Source organism: Streptosporangium sp. NPDC001559 (genome assembly GCF_042893955.1).
Lineage (GTDB): Bacteria > Actinomycetota > Actinomycetes > Streptosporangiales > Streptosporangiaceae > Streptosporangium.
In genome coordinates this window covers 396,389-419,263 of record NZ_JBIAVG010000004.1, presented here as the reverse complement: position 1 = coordinate 419,263, position 22,875 = coordinate 396,389, and the positions used below count along the sequence as shown (strand labels likewise).

Genomic DNA, 22,875 nt, shown 5'->3' with positions numbered 1-22,875 from the left:
TCACTCCCGGCGGAAGACCAGCGCGAGTGAGCGCAGCGCGAGCACGAAGCCGACCAGCAGCAACGCGAAGCCGACCAGCGCGAACAGCCGCAGCTCGGGCGTCACCATCGGTCCCGAGTCCGCCGCGATGAGCACGATCGCCCCCAGCGTCGCCGCCGCGGCCAGGACGGCGACGACCACCTGCTGCACGAGGCCGGTCAGGAAACGCCGGTCCCCCTCGTCCGCCAGCGGCCTGATGTTGATCGAGATCCTGCCGTGCTCGAGGTCCTCGGTGAGCTTGTTGAGCCGCCTGGGCAGCCGCTGCAGGATCGGCAGGAAACCGGCGAGACGGCTCTCCAGGTCGGCGCGCACCGCCTCGGGAGAGAGGGACTCGCGCATCATCTCCCTGCCCTGCCTCCTGACCGCGCCGACCACGTCGAGGTCGGGGCTGATCAGGGTGAGCGTGCCGTCGAGCGCGGCCAGCGCCCTGAAGGCGGCCGCGATCTGCGGCGGTACGGCGAAGCCGTACGCGTGGATCAGCTTGAACAGCGCGGCGAACAGGCCCGCGCTGCCGTTCCTGCCGAACCCCGAGCGGTAGCGGACCATGAGCTGGCCCAGGTCGCGTTCGAGCTCCCGCTCGGCCAGCCCGTCCGGCCGGTCGAGCATCTCGATGAGGGAGTCGGTCGCGCCGATCGCGTCGTTGTTGTCGATGGCCAGCAGCAGCATGCCGAGCGCGTTACGGGTCGACTGGTCGAGACGGCCGACCGAGCCGAAGTCGAGCAGCCCGAGCCTGCCGTCCTCGGTCAGGAGGATGTTGCCCGGGTGCAGGTCGGCGTGGAAGACACCGGTGTGCACGAGCTGCCTGAGGATCTCGCCGAGCAGCCGTCCGGCGATCTCCTCCCGCTCGGCCGGGGGCAGCGCGGCCAGCAGCTCGCCCGCCTCGCCGACCGGGGTGCCGTCGAGGCGGTCCATGACCAGGAGCCTGCCGGTCGAGTACCCCTCGTGGGCGACGGGCACCCTGATCCCGTCGCCCAGGGTGGCCGCGACACCCCGCAGGTTGTCCAGCTCGACGGTGTAGTCGAGTTCCTCGTCGAGGGAGGCGGCGAAGCCCTCGGCCAGCCGGGACACCCGCAGCGACCTGCCCCACGGCGTCGTCCGCTCAAGCCACGCGGCCAGCCTCAGGATGATCTCGACGTCCGAGGTGACCTGCTTGCGCGCCCCGGGGCGCTGCACCTTGAGCACGACGGGCTTGCCGTCGAGCAGCCGGGCGGAGTGGACCTGCGCGACCGAGGCCGAGGCGAGCGGGGTGGGATCGACCGTCTGGAAGACCTCGGTGAGCGGCCTGCCGAGCTCCTCCTCGATGGCCCGCTCGATCTGCTCCCACGGCTCGGGCTCCGCCCTGGTCTGCAGGGTGGCGAGCTGGTCGACGAAGACCTCGGGCAGCAGGTCGCGCCTGGTCGAGAGCATCTGCCCGAGTTTGACGAAGGTGACGCCGCCCTCGTTGAGCGCGTCGCGCAGCGAACGGGCGACCGCGGCCGGCCTCTCCCCGGCCCTGCTGCGCCGTCCGAGGTAGCCGCCGAGTCCGTGCTTGGCGGCGATCCGCATGACCTGGGTGTAGCGCCGAGCCCTGCTTCTGCGGGCCTTCCAGCCGCGCAGGAGCACCGAGGGCGAGGGAAGCGTGCCCGTCGGGACGAACAGTTCGAGCAGGACCAGGACGATCAGGCCGATCACGAAGGTCCACGCGGTGACCAGCGCCATGACGGCGAAGACCACGCTGAGCGGGGCGTTGATCCTGCCGTTGGCGTAGACGCCGGTCAGCGTGCCGACCTCGGTGGCCGCCCACGCGACGCTCAGGCCCAGGACCACGCCCATGACGAGGGCACGCGGCCAGCCGACCGGCACGCCGAGCGTCCTCCTGGCGAAGAGCGCGACGAGATAGGCGTTGACGATCGTGGCGAAAACAGCGATCAGGTTGGACATGTCAGTATCCGTCTCCGCCGTTCAGGCCGTCCCCGGGTGCCATGGCGCAACCCTAATGCGTTTTCCGGACATAGATCGGTATGTCCGGTGCCGTGTTCACTGGACGATGCGCAGCATGATGTCGGCGGCGGTCGGCCGGTTGCCCGGCTGCTTGTCCAGGCACTCCGAGGCCAGCGGGCGCAACGACTGGGGCAGCGCCGACAGGTCGGGTTGCTGGTTGATCACCCGGTTGAGGATCGCCGGGATCGTGTCCTCGCCGAAGGCCACACGCCCGGACGCGGCGAAGATCATGGTCGCCGCCCAGCTGAACACGTCCGTCTCCGGGCCGATGTTCCCCCCGGCGAGCTGCTCGGGGGACATGTACGCGGGGGTGCCCATGATGTTGCCCGAGGTCGCGGTGACCTGGTTGAGGGCGCGGGCGATGCCGAAGTCGATCACCCGGGGGCCGTCCGCGCCGATCAGCACGTTCGCGGGCTTGAAGTCACGGTGCACGACCCCCGCCCGGTGGATCGCGGCGAGCGCGCCCGCCGTGGCCAGGGCGAGCCGGGTCAGGCCGTCCTCGTTGCGGGGACCCTGGTCGCGGACGAGCTGCTCCAGCGAGATGCCGTCCACGAACTCGCTGACGATGTAGGCCTGGTCGTCGGTGATGTTCACGTCGAGCACCCTGGCCGTCGAGAAGGTCGCCACCTTGCGCGTCGCCTCGACCTCCCGCAGGAACCGCTCCCTGACCATCTGGTCGCCGGTGAGGTGCTGGTGCAGGAGCTTGATCGCGACCTTCTGCCCCTGCGGGGTGAGGGCCAGGTGGACCGTGCCCTGCCCGCCCTTGCCCAGCTCCCCGATCAGCCGGTACGGCCCCAGCCAGCCCTTGGTCGGGTTCTGCTGCTGGGTGGGAGCCGGCTGCGGGCGGGACGGCTGGGAGTGCTGGAGGTGAGGCTGGGGCTGGGGCCGTACGGCGTGCTGGACCGGCCGGTGGACGGGCGGGTGGATGTTCGAGGCGACGGTCGGGGCGGTCGGGTACGGCACGGCCTGGACGGGAGGCGGGGGCGCGTTGAAGGACTGCACGCCGTAGTTCGGCATGTTCCGCGGGCCCTGCGCGTTGTGGGGGTCCTGCCTGAAGACCGATCCTCTGATGATCAGCGCGTGCCCCATGCCGCCGAGCCAGCTGCCGAAGAGCCCGATCGTCGTGATGGCGTCCAGCCAGCCCGGCATCAGGTCGGTGTCGTCGTAGATGGAGATCGCGACGATGAACACCCCGATGCCCAGGGCGTATAAGACCGCGGCCAGGGCGTGGAGCGGGCTGCGCAGTCTGCGGGCGGCGTGCGCCATGATCAGGGGCGTCCCCATGCCACAGGTGAACAGGGGGACCAGTGCCCACACCACACTCAGCCCCGTATTCGATCGAGGAGGTGGCGGCTGGTTGTGCCACGGGGCACCGTACTGGTGGGACATGTGGCGAAGAATACGTATTTCTGGTTGGTCTTGCAGTCCTCTTCAAGGGTGATTCTTCGGCGGAAGGCGACACTCGAACACACAGTCTGTGGATAACGGCTGTGGATAACTTGGGATGGTCGGCGGACGTGTTGTGTTTTGCGAGGTTCTCGCGCACGGGTTCTCGTTCGTGGGGGACGGGGATGTCAAGATGTTGAGGTGGCACGGATACCAGGAGTGGGGCTGGCGAAGGGGCTCTCCGTCACCCTTCGCCACATGCTGAGCAAGTCGGTGACCCAGCAGTACCCCGAGGTGCGGCCCGACCTGCCCGCCCGCAGCAGAGGCGTCATCGGCCTGGTCGAGGAGAACTGCACGGTCTGCATGCTCTGCGCCCGTGAGTGCCCCGACTGGTGCATCTACATCGACTCCCACAAGGAGACGCTCCCTGCTCCGGAGGGAGGCCGGCCCCGCGCCCGCAACGTGCTCGACCGCTTCGCGATCGACTTCTCCCTGTGCATGTACTGCGGCATCTGCATCGAGGTCTGTCCCTTCGACGCGCTTTTCTGGTCCCCCGAGTTCGAGTACGCGGAGGGCGACATCCGCAACCTCCTGCACGAGAAGGACAGGCTGGCCGGATGGGCGGAGACCGTGCCCCCGCCGCCCGCGCACGAGCCGAACGCCGAACCACCGAAGGAACTGGCCGCGGGGTCCCGGCCCGCCCGCACCCCGCCCACCCCGCCCACCCCGCCGTCAAGGCCCGGCGGCGGCCGTACGGCGGGGGACGGTCCCGTGACTCCGGGCGAGACCCCGGCCGCTTCCGGAGACCCGGGCGCGCGGCCGTCCCGGGACGCCTCCGGATCCGCCGAGGCCCCTGAGTCCTCGGCCGGGGACAGGCCCGCGCGGCGTGTCTCCGCGGGGCATGCGAACGTCCGGGCGATCAGGCCGCCGGGTGCGCTTCCCAAGAAGGACACGCCCCCCGCCCAGGACGCCTCGGAGACGTCCAGGCCTTCGGGGGCCTCCGGGCCTTCGAGTGCTTCGGGGCCTTCGAGTGTTTCCGGGGCTTCGGCCGGGGACAGGCCCGCGCGGCGTGCTTCCGCGGGGCATGCGAACGTCCGGGCGATCAGGCCGCCGGGTGCGCTTCCCAAGAAGGACACGCCTCCCGAGGAGGAAGCGGGGGGAAAGTTTTCCACAGGCGAGCCCGCCGGTGAGAAGTTGTCCACAGGTGGGGGTGGCGTGCCACCGGCGGAGGGCGCGACGGAGCAGACTTCTGCCACGGAACCGAACAGCGGGCCTCAGGGGCCAGAGGAGCCCGGAGAGTCTTAGGAGGAGACGTGGCCGACGTGCCGTCCTATCTGTCACCGACGGGGCAGGAGATCGTCTTCCTGCTGCTCGGCGTCGTGGCGGTCGGGGCGGCGCTGCTCGTGGTGACGACCAGACAGCTCGTCCACGCGGCCCTGTGGCTGGTCGTCTGTCTCGGCGCCCTCGCCGGGGGCTATCTCGTCCTGACCGCCGAGTTCGTCGCCTGGGTCCAGGTGCTGATCTACGTCGGCGCGGTCGTGGTCCTGCTGCTGTTCGGCCTGATGCTCACCCGGGCCCCGATCGGCAGGGCCGCCGATCTCGACAGCCGCAACCGCCCCGTCGCCGCCGTCGTGGCGACGGCCACCGCGGTCGTGCTGGTCACCGTGGTCATCGACGGCTTCCGCACGGCCTACGCCCCCCTTGAGCCGGGTGGCGGGTCCGCCAGAGAGATCGGCTCCAGCGTCTTCCGCACCTGGGTGCTTCCCTTCGAGGTGCTCTCGGTCCTGCTGCTGGCGGCCCTCGTCGGCGCCATCGTCCTGTCCCGCACCGACATCCGCGGGAGGCGATGACGTGCACGTCGTCTATCCGGCGGTCGTCTCCGCGCTGCTGTTCTCCATCGGGGTGTACGGCGTGCTCGCCCGCCGCAACACGATCCTCGTCCTGATGTCGGTCGAGCTGATGCTCAACGCGGTCAACCTCAACCTCGTCGTGTTCGACGTGTGGCTGCGCGACCGGCTGCACAGCGGCCAGGTGCTCACGCTGTTCGTCATCGTGATCGCCGCGGCGGAGGTCGGCCTGGGGCTGGCGATCGTCCTCGGCCTCTACCGCAACCGCGCGACCGTCGATCTAGACCGCCTTCGCGCCCTTGCCGAGTTCCCCGCCCCACCCACCGGAAGGCTCATCGAGGGTGGTTCCACCGGGGGTCTTTCCAGGGAGCCGGAGAAGGGCGCCGCCGGGCAGGCCGTCGTCACGGCTCCCATCCACCCGCCGAGCCGGGACGACCCCCCGGAGGCCACGCCGTGACCGCCGTCGTCGCCGTCATCCTGCTGCCCTTCCTCGCCGCCGTCGCCGGGCTGCTGGGCTCCAGACTCCCCAAGGGGGCCAGGGGCGGGGCCGCCGACCTGGCCGCCAACCGCAGGGCGGCCCTGATCGCGGTCGTCCCGGCCGCCCTCTCCGCCCTGCTCGCCCTCTGGACGGCCTACACCGCCCTCACCGGCGCGGGCGCGTCAACGGGCACGCTCGACGTCATCCCCACCGGGTCACTGCCGATCTCGGTCGGCCTCCTTGCGGACCCCCTGTCCGCCTCGGTCGCGGTGCTGGTGACCGTGGTCGCGTTGGCCGTGCAGGTCTACTCGGTGGGTTACCTGGCGGGAGACCGGCGCTACCCGTCCTACAGCGCCTTCGTCAGCCTGTTCACCGGCGCCATGCTCCTGGTGGTCCACGCCGCCGACCTCCTCGTCCTCTACGTGGGCTGGGAGGTCATGGGCCTGTGCTCCTACCTGCTGATCGGCCACTGGTGGGAAGACCGCGCCAACTCCCGTGCCGCGATCAAGTCGTTCCTGGTCACCAGGGTCGGCGACGTCGGCTTCCTGTTCGGGATCTTCGTCCTCGGCACGGCGGCCGGGAGCTTCCGGATCGCCGACGTCGTCGCGGCGATCCCGCTGATGTCCTCGGGCACGGTCGTCACCGCGACCCTGCTGCTGCTCGCCGGGGTCGCGGGAAAGAGCGCCCAGGTGCCGCTGCACACCTGGCTTCCCGACGCGATGGCGGGCCCGACCCCCATCAGCGCGCTCATCCACGCCGCGACCATGGTCGCGGCCGGGATCTTCCTCGTCGCCCGTCTCCACCCGGTCTTCGCCGGGGCGGGTCCCACCCTGGACGTGCTCGCCGTGGCCGCCGCGCTCGGCATGCTCGGCGCCGCACTGGCGGCCCTGGCGCAGGACGACCTGAAACGGGTCCTGGCCTACTCCACGATCAGCCAGCTCGCCTACATGGCCGGTGCCCTGGCCGCCGGGTCCGACGACGCCGCGATCCTCCACCTGATCACCCACGGCGCCTTCAAGGCCCTGCTCTTCCTGTGCGCGGGGGTCGTCATCCACACGGTCGGCTCCAACCTGATGAGCGCGATGGGCGGCCTGCGGCGAAGGCTCCCCGTCACCTTCGCCGCGATGACCATCGGCTTCGCCGCCCTGATAGGCCTGCCCCCGGCCAGCGGCTTCTTCAGCAAGGACGAGGTGCTGGTGTCCATGGAGCGTGCCCTGGCCACCGGGCCGCTCACCGACGCCGCCGCCCTCCTGCTGTACGGCTGCGCCCTGGCCACGGTCGCGGTGACCGGTGCCTACGCGACCCGGGCGTGGCTGCGGACCTTCTTCGGCGAGCGCCGGGCCGTACCGCTGCCGACGTCCGCCGCTCCGCACACCGGCGGTTCCCGTGAGGCTCCGGCGAGCATGCTCTGGCCGGTCGTCGTGCTCGCGGTGCCCACGCTGCTCCTCGGGTTCACGGGTGTCGGCTTCGCGGGTGCCGCCGACGTCCACTGGGGCGCCGCCGCCCTCAGCGTCCTGCTGGCGCTGCTCGGGGCCGTCGCGGTCTACGTCGTCTGGCGCGGCGCCCCGGCGGACGACCCCGCCCGGGTGCTCGGCCCCTTCCGGGTGCCGTTCGAACGGGCCTTCTTCGTCGACTCCCTCTACCGCGCGCTGTTCGTCCTGCCGGTGCTGCGCCTGGCCCGTCTGGTGGCCCGCGCCGACGACCGGGTGGTCGACGGCGCCGTCCGCGGCTCGGGAAGAGCGACACTGAGCCTGTCCGGCCTGGTCAGGGCGACACAGAACGGCAACGCCCAGCTCTACGTCACCGCCGTCCTGGCGGGCGTCCTCCTTCTCGCGGTGGGGGCGGTGGTCCTCGGATGACCGGCCGCCTCCGCCACGCCCCCACGTACCGGGCCTCTCCCGCCGGCCGATCCCCCTGCGATTCCCGCTGTGATTCCCCCTGTGGTCCCACCACCCGGGGCACCGTCCCGGCCCGGGAGAGGGGGGCCGGGAGATGAGCTGGGTGCTGGTGGCGATGCTCGCGGTTCCGCTGGCCGGGGCCGTGGTGCTGCTCATGCCGTACGGGAGGGGGCGGCTGCTCAGGGCGCACGCGCTGACGGTCTCCGGGATGACGTTCGCGCTCTCCCTGGGGGCCGCCGTCGCGTACGTCCGTGGCGGCGCGGCGGGCATCGGCCTGGAGACCGATCTGGCCTGGGTCCCCTGGCTGAACCTGAGGTTCCACCTCGGCGTCGACGGGGTCTCCCTGCCGCTGGTCGTGCTGACCACGTTGCTGACGTTCCTGTGTTTCGTCTACCTGTGCCGTGGGGGCGTCAGCGGAACGGACCGGCTGCCAAGAGGGAGGCCGGGTCCGGAGCGGGCCAGGGCCCTGGTGTTCACGCTCCTGCTCCTCGAAGTCGGCATGGTCGGCACCTTCCTGGCCCTCGACCTGCTGCTGTTCTTCGTGTTCTTCGAGGTCGTCCTGGTCCCGATGTACTTCGTGATCGCCGTCTGGGGCGGTCGTGCCCGGCGGGCGGCGGCGACCAAGTTCATCCTCTACACGCTGCTCGGCTCGGTCGTCCTCCTGCTCGGCCTGCTGTTCGTCTGGGCGCGGACCGGCACCCTGGACATGGTCGCCCTCGCCGCGGCGCACGGGGCGGGCATGTCCCGCTCGGCGCAGATCCTCGCCTTCGTCGCCATCGGCGTCGGGCTCGCCGTCAAGGCCCCGATGTGGCCGCTGCACACCTGGCTGCCGGCCGCCCACACCGAGGCGCCGACCGTCGGCTCGGTGCTCCTGGCGGGTGTGCTGCTGAAGATGGGCACCTACGGCTTCGCCCGCATCGCCATCCCGATCCTGCCCGAGGGCGCCGCGGCCGTCGCCCCCTGGCTCGGCGCGTTCGCGGTGATCGGCGTCGTCTACGGCTGCCTGGCCTGTCTGGCCCAGCGTGACCTGAAGCGGATGATCGCCTACTCCTCGATCGGCCACATGGGGTTCGTGCTCCTGGGCTTCGCCACGCTCACCCCGGTCGGGCTCAACGCCGCGCTCTTCGGCAACATCGCCCACGGCCTGATCACCGCGCTGCTCTTCTTCGTCGCCGGAGCGATCAAGGAGCGCTACGGCACCGTCGACATCCCGGCGCTCGGCGGCGGCATGCTGGCGCGCCTGCCACATCTCGCGTCCCTGCTCACCTTCGCCTGCTTCGCCTCCCTCGGCCTGCCCGGTCTGGCGGGCTTCTGGGGGGAGATGCTCGCCCTCCTCGGCGCCTTCGACCCGGCGCCGGGTCTGTCCCGGCCGCTCTTCCTGCTCTTCATGGTCGTCGGAGGGGTCGGCACCGTCCTGACCGCGGCCTACTTCCTGGTCATGCTGTCCAGGGTCACCCACGGCCGTCCGACCGAGACCGTCCACGCCCCCCTGCTCACCGCGGCCGGAGCCACCGGGACGACGGGGGCCGGTGAGGCGGCCCAGGAGGTCCGGGAGGCGATGGCGGCCGCGGAGCGGGTGACGGAGAAGGTCACCGCGGACGCCGAACAGGTGGCCGAGGAGACCATGGCGGGCGACGGCCCGCCGGACACGACCGCGGGAGCCGGAGGTTCGGGAAGCGAGGGAGCCGGGAGCGGGCGCATGCGGGACGTGACCGCCCACGAACTGGCCGCCTGGGTGCCGCTGGTCGCCCTGATCCTGCTGTTCGGTCTGTGGCCGAAGGCGCTGCTTTCCCTCACCGACCCGGTGGTCCACAGCCTGCTGGGGACGCCATGATCCAGTCGATCGACTACTTCGCGGTGGCGCCGCCACTGGTTCTGGCGCTGGCCGCCGGGCTGGTGCTGCTCCTGGACGCCTTCCTGCCGCGCAGGCCGTACGTCAGGCCGATGCTCGGCGTGGTCACGCTGGCCGGGGTGCTCACGGCCCTGGGCTTCGTGGTCGTGCAGGCGTCGCGTTCGGGAGCGGCCCTCCGGACCTTCTGCGTGCCCGAGAGCCTGGCCACCGCGCCCAGGGTCGTCCCGGCCCTCTCACCGGGTGTGCGGCCGGAGACGGAGAGACTCACCGGAACGATCGCGGTCGCCGCCTCCGGGCCTGAGACGGGGGCCGTGCCGTCGTGCTCGTTCGTGGTCGACGACTTCACCCTGGTCTTCGCCGGGCTCGCCCTGGCCGCCGGGATCGTCGTGGTGCTGCTGTCCATGGCCCTGCTCACCTCCGGTGAGATCCCCGTCGGCGAGTGGCACTTCCTGCTGCTGTGCACGCTCACCGGCGCCGTCGCCCTGCCCGCCTCCCGAGACCTGGTCATGCTGGTCGTCGCGCTTGAGCTGGTCTCGCTGCCGGTCTTCGCGCTCACCGGGCTCAGACGCCACGACGGCCGTGCCTCAGAGGCGGCGGTCAAGCTCTTCCTGGTCTCCGTGGTCTCGACGGCGGTGACGCTCTTCGGCATCTCCCTGCTGTACGGCGCGACGGGAACCGTCCACCTCGACCGGCTCGCCCAGGTCCTACGTGAACGCGCGGCCGTTCCCGCCGTCCCCGGTCCCGGCCAGGCGGCCGGTGACGCGCTGCCCCAGGTGACCGGGACCACCGAGGCTTATGTCTCCGCGCTTCACCTCTCCTACGACTCGCCGCCTCCCGACCTGTCGTCCGTGCTGGCCGTGGCCGTCGTCCTGGTTCTGGCGGGGTTCGCCTTCAAGGTCGCCGCGGTGCCGTTCCACGCCTGGGCGGGTGACGTCTACCAGGGGGCGCCGGTCCCGGTCGCCGCGCTGCTCTCGGTGATCTCCAAGGCGGCCGGGTTCGCCGGGCTGATCCTCATCCTCGTCACGGCGCTGGGGAGTGAGGCGAGCACCTGGGGCCCGCTGGTGGCGCTCGTCGCGGCGCTGACCATGACGGTCGGCAACCTCCTGGCGCTACGGCAACGCCACGCCGTACGGCTGCTCGCCTGGTCCTCGGTGGCGCAGTCGGGCTACATCCTGGCGCCGCTCGCCGTCCGCGACGACGAGGCGACGGGCGCGTCGATCGCCTATCTGGTGTTCTACGCGGCGATGAACCTCGGGGCGTTCGCGGTGGTCATGCTGGTCTCGCGGCGCGCCGCGCGCAACGGGCTGGACGACTACCGGGGGCTCGCCTTCCGCGATCCGGCCGCCGGGGCGGCGCTGGCGTTCTTCCTGCTCTGCCTGGCGGGCCTGCCGCCGGGGCTGGCGGGCCTGTTCGCCAAGATCGTGGTGTTCCGCGAGCTCGTCGGTGGCGGCGTGGCGTGGCTGGCCGTGGTGATGGCGGTCAACACGGTCATCGGCCTCTACTACTACGTGGCCTGGGCGGCACGGATCTTCACCCCGGCCCCGAGCGGAGCCAGCCAGGGAGTTGTTTCGGATATGCCGGATATATCGGCTCCAGGGGTCGTGGCGGCCCCGGAAAATCCGGTCGGTTTGGGGGAGGAAACGGGCGGCGGTCGCAGGGGGTGGTTGCCGGTCGTCGTCGCGATCGGACTGACCGCTGTCGTCGCCCTGGTGTTCTCGGTCGCGCCACAGGTGGTGCTCGACCTCCTCCCCGGGGTCGCCGACATCGGGAGGTGAGCGTTTCCGGGAACGTTCGGCCAGGCCGGAGACGTTGGAGAAGGTGAATCGACATCAACCGACAAGGGGGGTGTAGTGCACCACAACGGTCTGCGTACCGCCGTCCTCCTTGGCGCACTGTCCGCGGCGATCATCGCCGTCGGGGCGTGGCTGGGCGGTGGCGTGGGCCTGCAGATCGGGGTTCTGGCCGCCCTGCTGACCAACGGTTTCGCCTATTTCTTCTCCGACAGGATCGCCCTGTCGGCCATGCGGGCCCGTCCGGTGAGCGAGGTCGAACAGCCGACCCTGTACCGGATCGTGCGTGAGCTCTCCACCGAGGCTCGTCAGCCCATGCCCAGGCTGTACGTCTCGCCGACCATGCAGCCCAACGCCTTCGCCACCGGACGCAACCCCCGCAACGCCGCGGTCTGCGTGACCTACGGCATCACCCAGTTGCTCGACGAGTCCGAGCTGCGCGGGGTCATCGGGCACGAGCTGTCCCACGTCTACAACCGCGACATCCTGATCTCCTCCGTGGCCGGGGCGCTCGCCACGATGATCACCTACCTCGGATACATCGGCCTGTTCTTCGGCGGGGGAGACGACGACGAGGGGCCCGGCTTCCTCGGCGCCCTGCTCATGATCGTGCTCGGCCCGGTCGCCGCGGGGATGATCCAGATGGCGGTCTCCCGCTCCAGGGAGTACCAGGCGGACGAGTCGGGGGCCCGGCTGACCGGAGACCCCCTGGCCCTGGCCTCCGCGTTGCGGAAGATCGAGATGGGCGCCAGGCAGCTTCCCCTCCCGGAGAACGCCCGTCTCGCCTCGGCCTCACATCTCATGATCGCCAACCCCTTCCGGGGCGCGGGCATCGGCAGGCTGTTCTCCACCCACCCGCCGACCGCCGAGCGCGTCGCCCGTCTGGAGCGGATGGCGGGCTACCGCCGCTGAGCGGGGCGGTAGCCCGACCGGCCATCACATATGCCCGGCACGCGCGTCGTCGCCGGTCACCGTACGTCTCTCAGCAGGCCGACCAGCGGGGCGGCGACCAGCGTCAACAGGCCGCAGACCGAGAAGAGCACGAAGTAGTTCGGCCCCTCCGCGAAGGGGTCGGACCCCAGGCCGAGCAGGACCGGAGCCAGCGCCGGGGCGATCGCGCTCGGCAGGTGCTTGGCCATCGCGAAGGCGCCGAGATAGCGGCCCGCGTCCCGCTCGTCAGGAAGCACCTGGGTGACCAGGCCGAGATCGACGGCGTAGTAGACGCCGGTGGCGGCGCCGCTGATGACCGCTACGACGATCACCACGCCGACGCTGGCGGTCGCGGCCTTCAGCAACAGCGTCACCCCCAGGACCGCCGTCGCCCACAGCACGAACGGACGGCCCCTGCCGATCCTGGCCGACCAGCGGCCACCGAGATAGGCGAAGAGACCGGACAGCAGGGTGCTGGCGATGGTGGTCAGCCCGACCAGCGCGACGGCCTCGGCGGTCGGCATGCCGATGCGGCTCTGTAGGTAGTAGAGCGAGTAGGACGAGATCAACGCGAAGCCGATGCTGACGAGCAGCCGCTGCACCCACAGCAGCCGGTAGTCACGGGCGTGCCGGGGCAGCACGAGCAGCGCCGAGGCGAGGCTGCCGACGTTCACCGGACGTCGCTCGGCCGGGTCGAGACGACGGTCGGGCAACAGCGCGCAGAGTACGCCGGCGGCCGTCACGGCGAGTCCGCCGCAGATCGTGAACTGCAGCAGCAACTCGCCCTTGAAGATCTGGGACAGCGCCATGGCCGGGACGACGCCGAGCATGTTGCACATCGAGAACACGCCCGCCACCCGGACGCGGCGTTCGGCGGGGAACTGGTCGACGACCGTCGCGGTCAGCCCGGCGACCATGGCCTGGTAGCCGGTGACGGCGATCATCCAGCCGACCGCGACGAGGGCGATCGACCCGGCGAGCGCCAGGAGGAGCAGCCCGGCCAGGCCGAGCAGGGAACCGCCCAGGATCCACGGCCTGCGCATGCCGTACCGGCTGGTGGTGCGGTCGGACAGGTGACCGCTGAGCGGGTTGGAGATCACCGTGGCCACTCCGCCGAGCGCGGCGACGAAGCCGAGTACGGCCTCCTTGTTGGTGGGCGCGATCTCCTGGACCTTGAGGCCGAGTCCGAGGATCAGCGGCAGGGCCCCGGCCGCCGCGTAGAAGAGTTCGGCCACGCCGATGGCCGCGACCAGTCCACGTCTCGGGGTGCCGGTTTTCCGGGGCGCGCCGGTTTCCTGGGGAAGGGTGAGGGACACGGGGTCGCCTTTCCGGTCAGCCGACGAGGGCGGCGCGCAGCCGCTGGACGTGACCCTCGGTCAGACCGTGGGCGGTGAGCAGCCGTTCGGCGCCCCCGCGGGCGTCGAGAGCGGTCAGGAAGGTACGGATGGCGGCCTCGGGGGCGTCGAGCAACCCGGACACGGCCCCCACGACCGAAGCAGCCGGGGACGGGGTGGTCAGGCCGAGCATCGTCATGATCTGGGGGAGGTGCGTCGCGGTCGCGGCGTAGTCGCGGACGATCGCCTCGTGATCCACCCCCACCAGGTCGAGGATCAGGGCGACGACCAGGCCGGTGCGGTCCTTGCCCGCCGCGCAGTGCACCAGGGCGGGCAGCCCGTCGGCGATCTCCGCCACGACGGAGGCGAACCAGGCGGTGCGGTGGTCGAGCATCAGCACATAGAGGTCGCCGAGGTCGATTCCCGGCGGAAGGGCGGACAGGTCGGCGGGGGATCCCGAGGCGCCGAGGCGGGTGACCCTGACACCGAGGTCGGTCAGCGGGGCCCAGTCGTCCCCGGCGCGTTCGGCCTCGCTTCGCAGGTCCGCGACGAGCCGTAGCCCTTCGAGCGGCCCGCCGAGCAGGTCCGCCAGCCGGCCGGTGTCGGCGGTGGTCAGCCGGTGGGGTTGCGCCGAGCGCAGCAGCATCCCGGAGCGGACAGGAGTTCCGGCGCCTTCGGCGACGTCACGGAGGTTCAAGAGCGGCATGAGTCATATATATGACTGGCTGACCTGCGTGAACGCGGCGAAAAGATGGATTCGCGATGAACGGCCGGGCAATCCCTGGATCATCGGCAGGGCCGGGAAGGCGGGAGCCGTACAGTTGTCCAGATGTCCAGAGAAGCCCGCTACCGCGCGATCGCCCGTGAGCTCGGGCGGCGCATCGAGTCCGGTGAGCTGCCCCCCGGTGAGCGGTTGCCGACCGAGGACGCGCTCGCCGAGCGGTTCGGCGTGCACCGGCTCACCGCCAGGCAGGCCATGGTCGAGCTGCGCAGGGCCGGGCTGGTCGAGACACGGCATGGTCTGGGGAGTTTCGTCAGGCGTGTCCCGCGCCGGATCGAGGTGTCGATCGACCCGGTGACCCGCAGGCACCGGCGGGCCGACCTGGAGGGGCTGGCGACGGTCTTCGCCGGGGGAGAGGAAATCCTCGGCCGGGGGCTCGTCGAGCATCCGGCGGGGGCGCGCCACCTGAGGGTCGCGGGCGAGGAGGTCTACGAGATCACCACCCTGCTCAGGTCCGAGGGGGCGCCGTGTGTGCTGAGCCGCTACCGGCTCCACCCGGAGCGCGCCGACCTGCTCTGCGACCCCGAACTCGGCGTGCTCGGCTCTCTGGAGGCCGGTGGGGTCTCCTACCGCTACACCTGGCACGCGATCTCGGCGGATCTCGCCGACCTCGCCGACCAGTCCGCCCTCGCGCTCGACGCGGGCGCCGCCGTACTGGTGCGTGAGGGGCTCGTCATGCACGGCGACGAGCCCCTGTGCCACGTCGAACGGCGCTGCCGGGCCGACCTGGTCTCCTTCGTCACCCGCTATGACCGGCCAGGTGACTGAGCAGCACCTCGGTGTCCAGCTCGTAGACCGGGGGAGCCGACGTCATCGGGACGACCGTGGTGATCACGCCGTCTTCGGTGACGTCCACCCGGCTGAAGGCCTGTGACGGTATGCCCCTGGTCTTTCCCGCGGGCGCCATGGTGTCGGCGGCGTAGGCGCCACCGGGACCGACCCAGACGGGGATGCCCGCCAGCGTGCCCGCGGACGCGCTGTGCGTGTGCCCGGCGAGGACGATCCGTACGTCGGAACCGGCCAGTGTCCGCGCCAGCCTCTCCGGCTCGCGCAGGCCGATCCCGTCCATCAGCGGCAGCACACTGGGGATGGGCGGATGGTGCAGCACCAGCACGCTCCCGTCGGGCGCGGGCTCGGCCAGCACCGAGGCCAGCCACTCCAGCTGGTCGGCGGACAGTTCGCCGTGGTGCTCACCGGGCACGGTGCTGTCCAGCGTCACGATCCGCAACCCGCCGACCCAGGTCACCACGTCGTACGGCTCACCGCCCACCTGACCACCTGCCTGGTCGCCTTCTCGGCCCCCCGCCTGGTCGCCGACCTGGCCATCCGCCTGGTCACCGACGAGTGCCGAACGGAAGGCGCCCCGCTCGTCGTGGTTGCCCATCGCGACCACGACGGCCGCGCCGAGCTCACCGGCGGCCTTCTCCAGCGCCCGCGCGACCAGGCGGTAGGAGGGCTCGTCCCCCTGGTCGGCGATGTCGCCGGACAGGATGATCGCGTCCACGGGCTGCCCCGCGGCGACCACGGTGTCCAGCGCGTTCCTGAACGCCGCGGTCGAGTCGACGCGGCCGTGGAGCAGACCGTCGGCGACGGCGTGGACGTCGGTGAGATGGATGAGGGTGTAACGCTTCATGACCACAACGGTCGTCCACGCCACTGAACGTGACCGGTCATCTATATGAATTACGGCCGTACGGCTCGCGGCGCACCGGTCAGGAGTGCTGGGTGACCGGGTCCGTCTCCTCGGGGGCCAGGCCGGAGATGCCGTCGATGCTCTCCCGGTTGTTCTTCGCCCGGTAGGTCCGCCGCTGTTGCACGTCCTTGCGCTCCGCCCACTCGTCGAGCAGCGTCCGGTCCTTGTCGAACGACATGAAAGGCACCGAGAAACCACAGGAGTCGGCGATCCGCTCACAGTCGACGACGATGATCGACCGGACACCCGGATGCGACCCGAACCTCGTGAGCAGTCCGGAAAACTCGGCGTCGCCGGGGGTGACGACCCGGCCGGTGCCGTACAGACGAAGGATGTTCGGAGGACCGGAGAAGGCGCAGAACATGATCGTGATGCGCCCGTTCTGACGGAGGTGGGCGATGGTCTCCACACCGCTGCCGTCCAGGTCGAGGTAGGCCACGGTGGTGTCGTCGATCACGGAGAACGTGTCGGCGTATCCCTTGGGGGAGACGTTGACATGACCACCCTGCTCGGGAGCGGTGGCGACGAAGTAGACCGGCTGCGCCTCGATGAACGCACGCAACCGGTCGCTGAGCTTTTCATGGACTTTCCCCATGAAGAGAAGATATGTCCTCCCACCCCGCCGAGCTTTAGGGCACCCGCCGGGTTCCGGGTCCCCGGCCGGGTTCCAGGTCGACTGTCGAAACCCTGGGCCATCGGCGGAGCCTCGACCACCGGCCGAGTCTTGGGACGCTCGTCGGGCGTGGAGTCCTGCCACCGGCCGGGTCTCAGGTCGTCGGTTGGGCTTTGGGCCATCAGCTGAGACCGGGTCATCGGCCGGGTCTCAGGTCGCCGGCCGAAGCCTCGGGGCGTCAGCTGAGTCTTGAATCACCTGTTGGGCCTTGGGCCGCTCGTCGAGCCTTGGTCACCGGCCGAGTCATGGGACACCGGCCGGCATTGGGTCACTCGCCGGGCAGCCACCAGCTCCACGGGGCGTTCTTGATCGGGAAGGAGTCCACCGTGTGGACGGTGCCGGTCCTCGCGTTCACCGTACGCTTCGCCGCCGAGGTGACCTGTCCGCCATGGGCCTCGCTGAAGCTCGTCCAGAGCGTCAGCGTGCCCGCCGGGTTCCAGGAGAGCCGCTGCGCGCCGTCGTTGACCGAGACACCGAGCCGGACCGCCGCCGAGACCGCGTCCGACGTCAGGCTGTAGGTGTGCAGCCGAGCCTTCTTCGTCATCGCCCCGGTGACGACGAACGCCGTCGTGGTGCCGTCGTTCGCCAGCGCGACCGGGGAGTTGTTGGCCACGATCTGCGGCACGACCCGGCTGGCCGTCACCCGCCCTTCACCGTCGAAGACCACGAACTCGGTGGTGCTGTCGTCGGTGTAACGGCTGGTGAGCACGTGCCGTCCGTCCGGGCTGAAGCCCATCACGTTGATCTTCGAGGGAAGCGTGGCGATCTTCCCGCTCTCACGGTCGACGAGCAGGGACGGCAGCCGCTCGTCGTCGTCGAGGTAGTCGACCACGACGGCCGATCCGTCCTCGGAGAGCGTGGTGTCCACGCTGGCCTGGTCGAGCCCCTTGGGCAGGGTCGCGGCCCTTCCCGGCAGCGGGACGACCTTTCCACTGGTGACGTCACGAACGACGAGGACGTCCCCCCTGAGGTAGTTCACGACCCGGCCGTCACCGCTGACCGCGAAGGTCGTGCCCGCGTCCTTGTCCACGGTGCCGTTGGCCCGTCGGGGGTTGACCCGCGCGTCGTCGAGCCTGACGGTCCTGCCGCTGCGCAGCGTCAACGTCCACTTCCCACAGGGGACCGTATGGTCTCCCTTGGCGCAGCTCTTGATCCACGCGTACCGGACCAGGTCGTCCGTCCCGGCCTCCGCCGGGGAAACGGTCATGGTCATGGCCACCACGGTGGCTGTCACGGTGCCGAGCGCGAGTACGGCCAGGCCGCGGATCGAGGACATCCCGTCTTCCTTTCGTCACCGAGGTAGATGCCTCCCCCGGGCGAAAGGTTCTGTCACGGATGAGCCACACCACCGGTTGCGGTACTCCAGCGGGGTGAGCCCGATCCTGCGGCGCATCAGCGCGCGCAGGTTGGCGGCGGTTCCCAGCCCGCTGCGCCGCGCGACCACCTCGAAGCGCGACTCGCCACGCTCGATCATCCGGCATGCCACGTCGAGCCGTTCCCCGGTGAGCCAGGCCAGTGGAGTGGTGCCCAGCTGCGCCCGGAAACGGCGGTGCAGCGTCGCCTGACTGACCGAGACCCGCGCCGCCAGGTCGGAAACCGTGAGCGTGGTGTCCAGCCGTTCCTGCGCCCAGGCCAGGAGGGGCGCCAGGGACTCGTCCGGTACGTCGGGAACCGGCCGTTCCACGAACTGCCGCTGCCCACCGTCGCGGTGCGCGGCGAAGACGAGCCGCCTGCTCACGGCGTTGGCGACCTCCGCGCCATGGTCGAGCCGGACGATGTGCAGACCGAGATCGAGCGCCGCCGAACTTCCCGCGGCGGTCAGGATGTCGCCGTCGTCCACGAACAACACGTCCGTCTCCAACCGTACCGACGGGAAACGGGACCGGAAGGAGTGTGCCCACTGCCAGTGCGCCGTGGCCCGTCGCCCGTCAAGGACCCCGGCCTCGGCCAGGGTGAAGGCACCACTGCAGAACCCGACCAGCCGGGCGCCCCGCGCGTGCGCCCGCCGAATGGCCGCGAGTACGGCGGGCCGCCGGGGAACCTCCACGTCGGGACGGTTGGGGACGATCAACGTGTCCGCCGTCTCGGCCGCCTCAAGGCCCGCGACGCCCGTGAGAGTGAAGAAACCGTCCCGCATCGGGGTACGCGGCTCCGGCGAGCACAGCCGAAAATCGTAGAGGTCACGCCCAAGCTCCGGCCTGCGCAGACCGAAGACCTCGGTCGCGCACCCCAGCTCGAACGGGTTGGAGTTCTCGTCCACGATCACGACAACCCGGTGCGGCGCCTCCTTCGCACCCGCCGCTCGTCCTTTCCCCTGCTCCGCATGCGCTTCGCGGACCGCGAGCACCGCCTGTTCCGTACGCGCTTCAGGGGCTGCGGGCATCGTCTGTTCTGGGCACGCTGTTCGTTCCGCATGCGCTTCGTGGGTTGCGTGCACCGACTGTTCCGCATGCGCTTCGTGAGCTGTGCGCACCGCCTGTTCCGTGCGCACTTCGGGAACTGCGTGCGCCACCCGGTCTATGCGCGCCACGTGGTCCGCGCGCGCTTCGCGGGTGGTGCGTACTGGCTGCTCTACGTGCGAGGATTCTTGCGCCATGTGCTATTCCTAGCACTCGCCCCGGCCGTACCGGTGGGCCAGGATTCATCTGTGAGCAACGAACCCATCGCCCTCGACGAGGCCCTGACCTCGTTCGACGCCCTCTGGAGCCCTCGCGTCGTCACGCACGTCAACGACTACGACGTCCGGATCGCCAAGGTAGAAGGCGAGCACATCTGGCACGTCCACCAGGAAACCGACGAGTTCTTCCTGGTGCTCGACGGGGAACTGACCATCGGCCTGCGCGAACCCGCCGGAGAACGCACGGTACGGCTCCCGCGCGGCTCGGTGTTCACCGTCCCCCGTGGCACGGAGCACAGGCCGTCGGCACCCACCGGCGCCGCGATCCTCATGTTCGAGCCGACCGGAACCTCGTCGGTCGGTGACCGGCCAACCGAGATCCCCGCCCACATCGACGCCACGACGGGCCACCCCCTCGGCACCTGACCAGAAGACCCGTGATGCCGCATGGAGCCGTCAATCTTCGGGGGCCGGCGTCACATGAACACGGCCGCCGTCGTGGGGAGGACGGGGCGCCGTACGGAGGCTTCCACTTCGGGCCACGTCGCCGTGGACGCACGCCAGGCTTCTCGTCGGGCGTTTCCTCCCGGGAACGCACACGGCCACCGTCGCGCGGAGGGGCGCAGGACGCCGTACGAGGGCCTCGCGTCGTCGTGGGCGCACACCAGACCTCTTTAGGGCGCGGCGGCCTCTCTTCGGGCGTGCCGGGTTTCTTTCCGGAGGAAATGCGCGGAGGCTGCGCCACCATCTCCCGCGGCTGAGGCCGTACACCGGTCCAGATGGGCGCGTCCTGGTCCGCCGGACCGGGAGCTTGCCGAAGCGGGGCTCCGTCGGGCCGGAGTTCTGCCGGGTCGGAGACTCCGTCGGGTCAGGGCACAGGCCTTCGGCCGTGTGCCCCTGGCATACCCGTTGGCGCTATCGGTAGTTCGTGAACTGCAGCGCGATCTCCAGGTCCTTGCCCTTGAGGAGGGCGATGACCTCCTGGAGCTCGTCCCTCTTCTTGGAACTCACCCGCAGTTCGTCACCCTGGATCTGGGCCTTGACGCCCTTGGGGCCCTCATCCCGGATGATCTTCGAGATCTTCTTGGCGTACTCCTGGTCGATGCCCTCCTTGAGGGTGACCACGAGCCGGTACTCCTTGCCGGACAGCTTCGGCTCACCGGCGTCCAGGATCTTGAGGGAGAGCCCTCGCTTGATCAACTTGTCCTTGAACACATCAAGGACGGCGTTGGCGCGCTCCTCGCTGTTGGCCTTGATCTCGATGGCTTTCTGCCCGCCCGACCAAGCGATGGTCGCGCCGGTGCCCTTGAAGTCAAACCGGTGCCCGACCTCCTTGACCGTCTGGTTCAGCGCGTTGTCGGCCTCCTGGTGGTCGATCTTGCTGACGATGTCAAAACTGCTGTCGGCCATGCGTCGACTGTCCTCTCTAGCTCTCCTGCCGACCCTAGCGCCTCACCTGTCGGCTCATGATGAACGTGACCACCAACACCACGACAACGGTGTCGAAAACCGCCGGGCCCGGTTCCCCGCGTGAACGGTCATCCCCTTCGTTCCCAGCCGCTACCCCTGCAGCACAGGCGGCAAAAGTCCTGGTACGGCGGGCTTTCGGTAGGCAGTCTCCGCCGATGTCACGTCACACCCGGAAGTCCGCTATTCTTCTTCCTGTCGCCGCCGCAGGCGGAAGACAAGGCAGGTTGCCCGAGTGGTCAAAGGGAGCGGTCTGTAAAACCGTCGGCTCAGCCTACGCAGGTTCAAGTCCTGCACCTGCCACCAGCAGCGAAAAGAGCCCCTGACCAGCAGAGATGCCGGTCAGGGGCTCTTTCGTTTATGTCCGGCTGTCCACGGTCGTCAACGGCCTTCTACGGGTGCTCGCGTCGTATGCGCGTCGGCGTCAGTCGGCGGAATGAGACGCTTTCAGCGCCGCACTGATGAGCTTCCGAGCGGTCGCATCCTGACCCACGATGCACTTGGCGTAGACCCGCAGAAGCACGTTCACACTGTGCCCCGCCCACTCGGCGACCTGGGTGGCGGGTACCCCGGCATTGAGCCACGTGGACACGCAAGCGTGCCGCAGATCGTACGGCCGTTCAGCGAGCGGAGAGGCGGCCTCTGCCTCACCCAGCGCAGCCGTACGAGCCTTCTGCCAGACACGACCGTAGACGCTCTCGGACAGCGGACCGCCTCGCTCACCGACGAACAGATGACCATCCGGGCTCACGCCGTGCTTGGCGATGTGGTTCCGGAGGATGGCGACCAGGGGCGGCGGAATCGGCACCGGCCGTACGGCGTTGCGTGCCCGGTGCTTGAGTTCTCGCGACTCTCGGCGCTGGCCGTTTCCCGTCCAGTCGGCCCCCACGGCTGGGGCGGAATCGCCCAGCAGGAACCACCCCCATTCATCGCCGTGCCCAGGGGCTGGGAGGTCGATCTCGTCGAGGGTGAGGCCCACGGCTTCCGCAGGGCGCAGGGCCGCGTAGTACATGGCGGCGAAGAACGCAGTCAGCTGGTCCATGGTCTTCCCGGCCGCGGTCAACAGCGCTTCGGCCTGCTGCGGATTAACCACACGGCGGGGAGAGATCTCCTCGGCGATCTTCGGTCTCTTCCACTTCACACTGATCAGTGGGTTGCTGCTCAGCAGCTTGGCCGGGCTCACCGCGTAATCCAGCACGTTGTAGAACACCGCACGCTTACGGGCGATGGTGGTTCCCGAGGCGGTCTTTCCTGTCAGGGTCCGGGAAATGCCTTTCAGCGTTCCCAGGATCACGGCCTCATCGGCTAGGGCGGCCACGGGAACCGTGTTCTTCTCCAGCCACGCGACGGCGCGGGCGATGTCCTTTGGCATCTCCCCGGCGGTACGGCGCGGCTTGTGCGCGGCCCACTTGGACACGGCCCGGCGAATGTCCGTCTTGGATGGCTTCCCGGCCCCGGAAGCGACCAGGGAAAGCGTGGCGGTGGCCAGAGCATCAGCGATCGAGCGGCGCGTGTTCGGGGCCGCGTCGTCCCAGCGGTGGTCAACGTACTCACACATCAGCGCCCACCAGGTGACCGACTGGCCACGCTGTCCGGCGTACTCGGCGGGTCGCCCTGTAGCCAGGTCGAACGCCTTGCCCTGCCGAATCGCGGTGAGCAGCTCGGCGCGGAAGCTCTCGGCGAGCGCTCGCGTGGTGAACGTTTCTCGCCACGGCTTCTCGGCGGTGATCCATCGGACGGTGTAGGTGTTCCCACCCTTGTTCTTGTTCGTGAGGACGCGCCATACGCGCACGTCGTAGGTGGTGTTTATCAAGCGGCGTCCTCTCGGTCAGCGAGCCAGTTCTCGTAGTCGGTCAGGTAGACGCGCAACGCTCCGTTGGGGAGCTTGGTGCACTTGGGGGCGCGGCCTTTGGCTCGCCAGTCGTAGAAGGTGGACCGGCTGATGCCGAGGTCTTCGCAGATGTAGTCAATGGTGATCTTTTTGGCGCTGGCCCTGGGCATGGGGCGTGTCCTTCCGGGTCCGTGGTCGAGGAAGCCGCGGGGGTCTCCGGTCACTTTTGAGGGGGGTAGCCGTCCCAGCCGTCCCAGCCTCATTTCCGCAGGTCAAGCC

General features: G+C 70.0%; 19 protein-coding genes, 1 tRNA gene and 1 pseudogene. 10 read left to right on the top strand and 11 right to left on the bottom strand.

Going from position 1 to position 22,875, the window contains the following annotated elements; translation table 11 throughout:
• Nucleotides 1-1,959 (bottom strand): ABC1 kinase family protein, encoded by a 1,959-nt coding sequence (locus ACFYY8_RS11990; RefSeq protein WP_390039839.1) that lies wholly within the window; start codon nucleotides 1,957-1,959, stop codon nucleotides 1-3.
• A 96-nt stretch (nucleotides 1,960-2,055) separates the two neighbouring features.
• Nucleotides 2,056-3,339, bottom strand: a complete 1,284-nt coding sequence (locus ACFYY8_RS11985) for a protein kinase (RefSeq protein WP_390039837.1) — start codon at nucleotides 3,337-3,339, stop codon at nucleotides 2,056-2,058.
• Nucleotides 3,340-3,606: 267 nt separating this feature from the next.
• Here ACFYY8_RS11985 and ACFYY8_RS11980 point away from each other — a divergent pair, with 267 nt between their 5' ends.
• The 7 genes and pseudogenes from ACFYY8_RS11980 to htpX all read left to right on the top strand — a co-directional run bounded on the left by ACFYY8_RS11980 (nucleotide 3,607) and on the right by htpX (nucleotide 12,182).
• A complete protein-coding gene (locus tag ACFYY8_RS11980) occupies nucleotides 3,607-4,710 on the top strand; it encodes a 4Fe-4S binding protein (protein WP_390039835.1) in 1,104 nt (367 codons plus the stop codon).
• Between the two features lie 8 nt (nucleotides 4,711-4,718).
• Nucleotides 4,719-5,255, top strand: a complete 537-nt coding sequence (locus tag ACFYY8_RS11975; RefSeq protein ID WP_390039833.1) for an NADH-quinone oxidoreductase subunit J — start codon at nucleotides 4,719-4,721, stop codon at nucleotides 5,253-5,255.
• Between the two features lies 1 nt (nucleotide 5,256).
• Nucleotides 5,257-5,553: pseudogene (nuoK, locus tag ACFYY8_RS11970) on the top strand (NADH-quinone oxidoreductase subunit NuoK); the annotation flags it as partial.
• 152 nt (nucleotides 5,554-5,705) lie between these two features.
• A complete protein-coding gene (locus ACFYY8_RS11965; protein WP_390039831.1) occupies nucleotides 5,706-7,589 on the top strand; it encodes an NADH-quinone oxidoreductase subunit L in 1,884 nt (627 codons plus the stop codon).
• Nucleotides 7,590-7,722: 133 nt separating this feature from the next.
• Entirely contained in the window at nucleotides 7,723-9,462 is a 1,740-nt protein-coding gene (locus tag ACFYY8_RS11960; protein WP_390039829.1) for a NuoM family protein, read from the top strand.
• Nucleotides 9,459-11,255, top strand: coding sequence for an NADH-quinone oxidoreductase subunit N (locus ACFYY8_RS11955; RefSeq protein ID WP_390039827.1), 1,797 nt, complete (start codon nucleotides 9,459-9,461; stop codon nucleotides 11,253-11,255). Before ACFYY8_RS11960 ends, ACFYY8_RS11955 begins: the two co-directional genes overlap by 4 nt.
• A 75-nt stretch (nucleotides 11,256-11,330) precedes the next feature.
• Nucleotides 11,331-12,182 (top strand): zinc metalloprotease HtpX, encoded by an 852-nt coding sequence (htpX, locus tag ACFYY8_RS11950; protein ID WP_390039825.1) that lies wholly within the window; start codon nucleotides 11,331-11,333, stop codon nucleotides 12,180-12,182.
• A gap of 56 nt (nucleotides 12,183-12,238) precedes the next feature.
• Here the strand turns inward: htpX and ACFYY8_RS11945 are convergent, their stop codons facing one another.
• Together ACFYY8_RS11945 and ACFYY8_RS11940 are read right to left on the bottom strand one after the other, a co-directional pair.
• Nucleotides 12,239-13,516 carry an MFS transporter gene (locus tag ACFYY8_RS11945; protein WP_390039823.1) on the bottom strand — a complete coding sequence of 426 codons (1,278 nt, stop codon included), beginning with the start codon at nucleotides 13,514-13,516 and terminating at the stop codon, nucleotides 12,239-12,241.
• A gap of 16 nt (nucleotides 13,517-13,532) precedes the next feature.
• Nucleotides 13,533-14,240: a tyrosine-protein phosphatase gene (locus ACFYY8_RS11940; RefSeq protein ID WP_390039821.1), complete on the bottom strand. Its 708-nt coding sequence runs from the start codon at nucleotides 14,238-14,240 to the stop codon at nucleotides 13,533-13,535.
• A 123-nt stretch (nucleotides 14,241-14,363) separates the two neighbouring features.
• Here ACFYY8_RS11940 and ACFYY8_RS11935 point away from each other — a divergent pair, with 123 nt between their 5' ends.
• A complete protein-coding gene (locus ACFYY8_RS11935) occupies nucleotides 14,364-15,083 on the top strand; it encodes a GntR family transcriptional regulator (RefSeq protein WP_390039819.1) in 720 nt (239 codons plus the stop codon).
• Here ACFYY8_RS11935 and ACFYY8_RS11930 read toward each other — a convergent pair.
• The 4 genes from ACFYY8_RS11930 to ACFYY8_RS11915 form a co-directional block, all read right to left on the bottom strand.
• Complete coding sequence (locus ACFYY8_RS11930) at nucleotides 15,055-15,948, bottom strand: metallophosphoesterase (RefSeq protein ID WP_390039817.1); 894 nt, start codon at nucleotides 15,946-15,948, stop codon at nucleotides 15,055-15,057. The genes ACFYY8_RS11935 and ACFYY8_RS11930 overlap by 29 nt on opposite strands.
• 79 nt (nucleotides 15,949-16,027) lie before the next feature.
• A complete protein-coding gene (locus tag ACFYY8_RS11925) occupies nucleotides 16,028-16,603 on the bottom strand; it encodes a pyridoxamine 5'-phosphate oxidase family protein (protein WP_390039815.1) in 576 nt (191 codons plus the stop codon).
• Between the two features lie 346 nt (nucleotides 16,604-16,949).
• Nucleotides 16,950-17,957: a hypothetical protein gene (locus ACFYY8_RS11920; RefSeq protein WP_390039813.1), complete on the bottom strand. Its 1,008-nt coding sequence runs from the start codon at nucleotides 17,955-17,957 to the stop codon at nucleotides 16,950-16,952.
• A gap of 15 nt (nucleotides 17,958-17,972) precedes the next feature.
• The gene (locus ACFYY8_RS11915) at nucleotides 17,973-18,947 is read right to left on the bottom strand and encodes a GlxA family transcriptional regulator (RefSeq protein ID WP_390039811.1); all 975 of its coding nucleotides are present in this window, start codon (nucleotides 18,945-18,947) and stop codon (nucleotides 17,973-17,975) included.
• Between the two features lie 381 nt (nucleotides 18,948-19,328).
• On the opposite strand from ACFYY8_RS11915, the gene ACFYY8_RS11910 reads away from it, so the two are divergent.
• Complete coding sequence (locus ACFYY8_RS11910) at nucleotides 19,329-19,724, top strand: cupin domain-containing protein (protein WP_390039809.1); 396 nt, start codon at nucleotides 19,329-19,331, stop codon at nucleotides 19,722-19,724.
• A 489-nt stretch (nucleotides 19,725-20,213) separates the two neighbouring features.
• Here the strand turns inward: ACFYY8_RS11910 and ACFYY8_RS11905 are convergent, their stop codons facing one another.
• The gene (locus tag ACFYY8_RS11905) at nucleotides 20,214-20,708 is read right to left on the bottom strand and encodes a YajQ family cyclic di-GMP-binding protein (RefSeq protein ID WP_352010809.1); all 495 of its coding nucleotides are present in this window, start codon (nucleotides 20,706-20,708) and stop codon (nucleotides 20,214-20,216) included.
• 278 nt (nucleotides 20,709-20,986) lie between these two features.
• Here ACFYY8_RS11905 and ACFYY8_RS11900 point away from each other — a divergent pair.
• Nucleotides 20,987-21,071 (top strand) — tRNA-Tyr (locus ACFYY8_RS11900).
• Between the two features lie 118 nt (nucleotides 21,072-21,189).
• On the opposite strand, the gene ACFYY8_RS11895 is transcribed toward ACFYY8_RS11900, so the two are convergent.
• Both ACFYY8_RS11895 and ACFYY8_RS11890 read right to left on the bottom strand, forming a co-directional pair.
• Nucleotides 21,190-22,578 carry a tyrosine-type recombinase/integrase gene (locus ACFYY8_RS11895; protein WP_390039807.1) on the bottom strand — a complete coding sequence of 463 codons (1,389 nt, stop codon included), beginning with the start codon at nucleotides 22,576-22,578 and terminating at the stop codon, nucleotides 21,190-21,192.
• Nucleotides 22,575-22,820: a helix-turn-helix transcriptional regulator gene (locus ACFYY8_RS11890; protein ID WP_390039805.1), complete on the bottom strand. Its 246-nt coding sequence runs from the start codon at nucleotides 22,818-22,820 to the stop codon at nucleotides 22,575-22,577. Before ACFYY8_RS11890 ends, ACFYY8_RS11895 begins: the two co-directional genes overlap by 4 nt.
• Between the last annotated feature and the right edge of the window lie 55 nt (nucleotides 22,821-22,875).

What these genes read in the sequence shown, in the direction of transcription:
- ACFYY8_RS11990 (WP_390039839.1), bottom strand. Translation starts at nt 1,959, where the DNA reads ATGTCCAACCTGATCGCTGTTTTCGCCACGATCGTCAACGCCTATCTC.
- ACFYY8_RS11960 (WP_390039829.1), top strand. Translation starts at nt 7,723, where the DNA reads ATGAGCTGGGTGCTGGTGGCGATGCTCGCGGTTCCGCTGGCCGGGGCC.
- ACFYY8_RS11955 (WP_390039827.1), top strand. Translation starts at nt 9,459, where the DNA reads ATGATCCAGTCGATCGACTACTTCGCGGTGGCGCCGCCACTGGTTCTG.
- ACFYY8_RS11940 (WP_390039821.1), bottom strand. Translation starts at nt 14,240, where the DNA reads ATGCCGCTCTTGAACCTCCGTGACGTCGCCGAAGGCGCCGGAACTCCT.
- ACFYY8_RS11935 (WP_390039819.1), top strand. Translation starts at nt 14,364, where the DNA reads ATGTCCAGAGAAGCCCGCTACCGCGCGATCGCCCGTGAGCTCGGGCGG.
- ACFYY8_RS11930 (WP_390039817.1), bottom strand. Translation starts at nt 15,948, where the DNA reads ATGAAGCGTTACACCCTCATCCATCTCACCGACGTCCACGCCGTCGCC.
- ACFYY8_RS11925 (WP_390039815.1), bottom strand. Translation starts at nt 16,603, where the DNA reads ATGGGGAAAGTCCATGAAAAGCTCAGCGACCGGTTGCGTGCGTTCATC.
- ACFYY8_RS11920 (WP_390039813.1), bottom strand. Translation starts at nt 17,957, where the DNA reads ATGTCCTCGATCCGCGGCCTGGCCGTACTCGCGCTCGGCACCGTGACA.
- ACFYY8_RS11905 (WP_352010809.1), bottom strand. Translation starts at nt 20,708, where the DNA reads ATGGCCGACAGCAGTTTTGACATCGTCAGCAAGATCGACCACCAGGAG.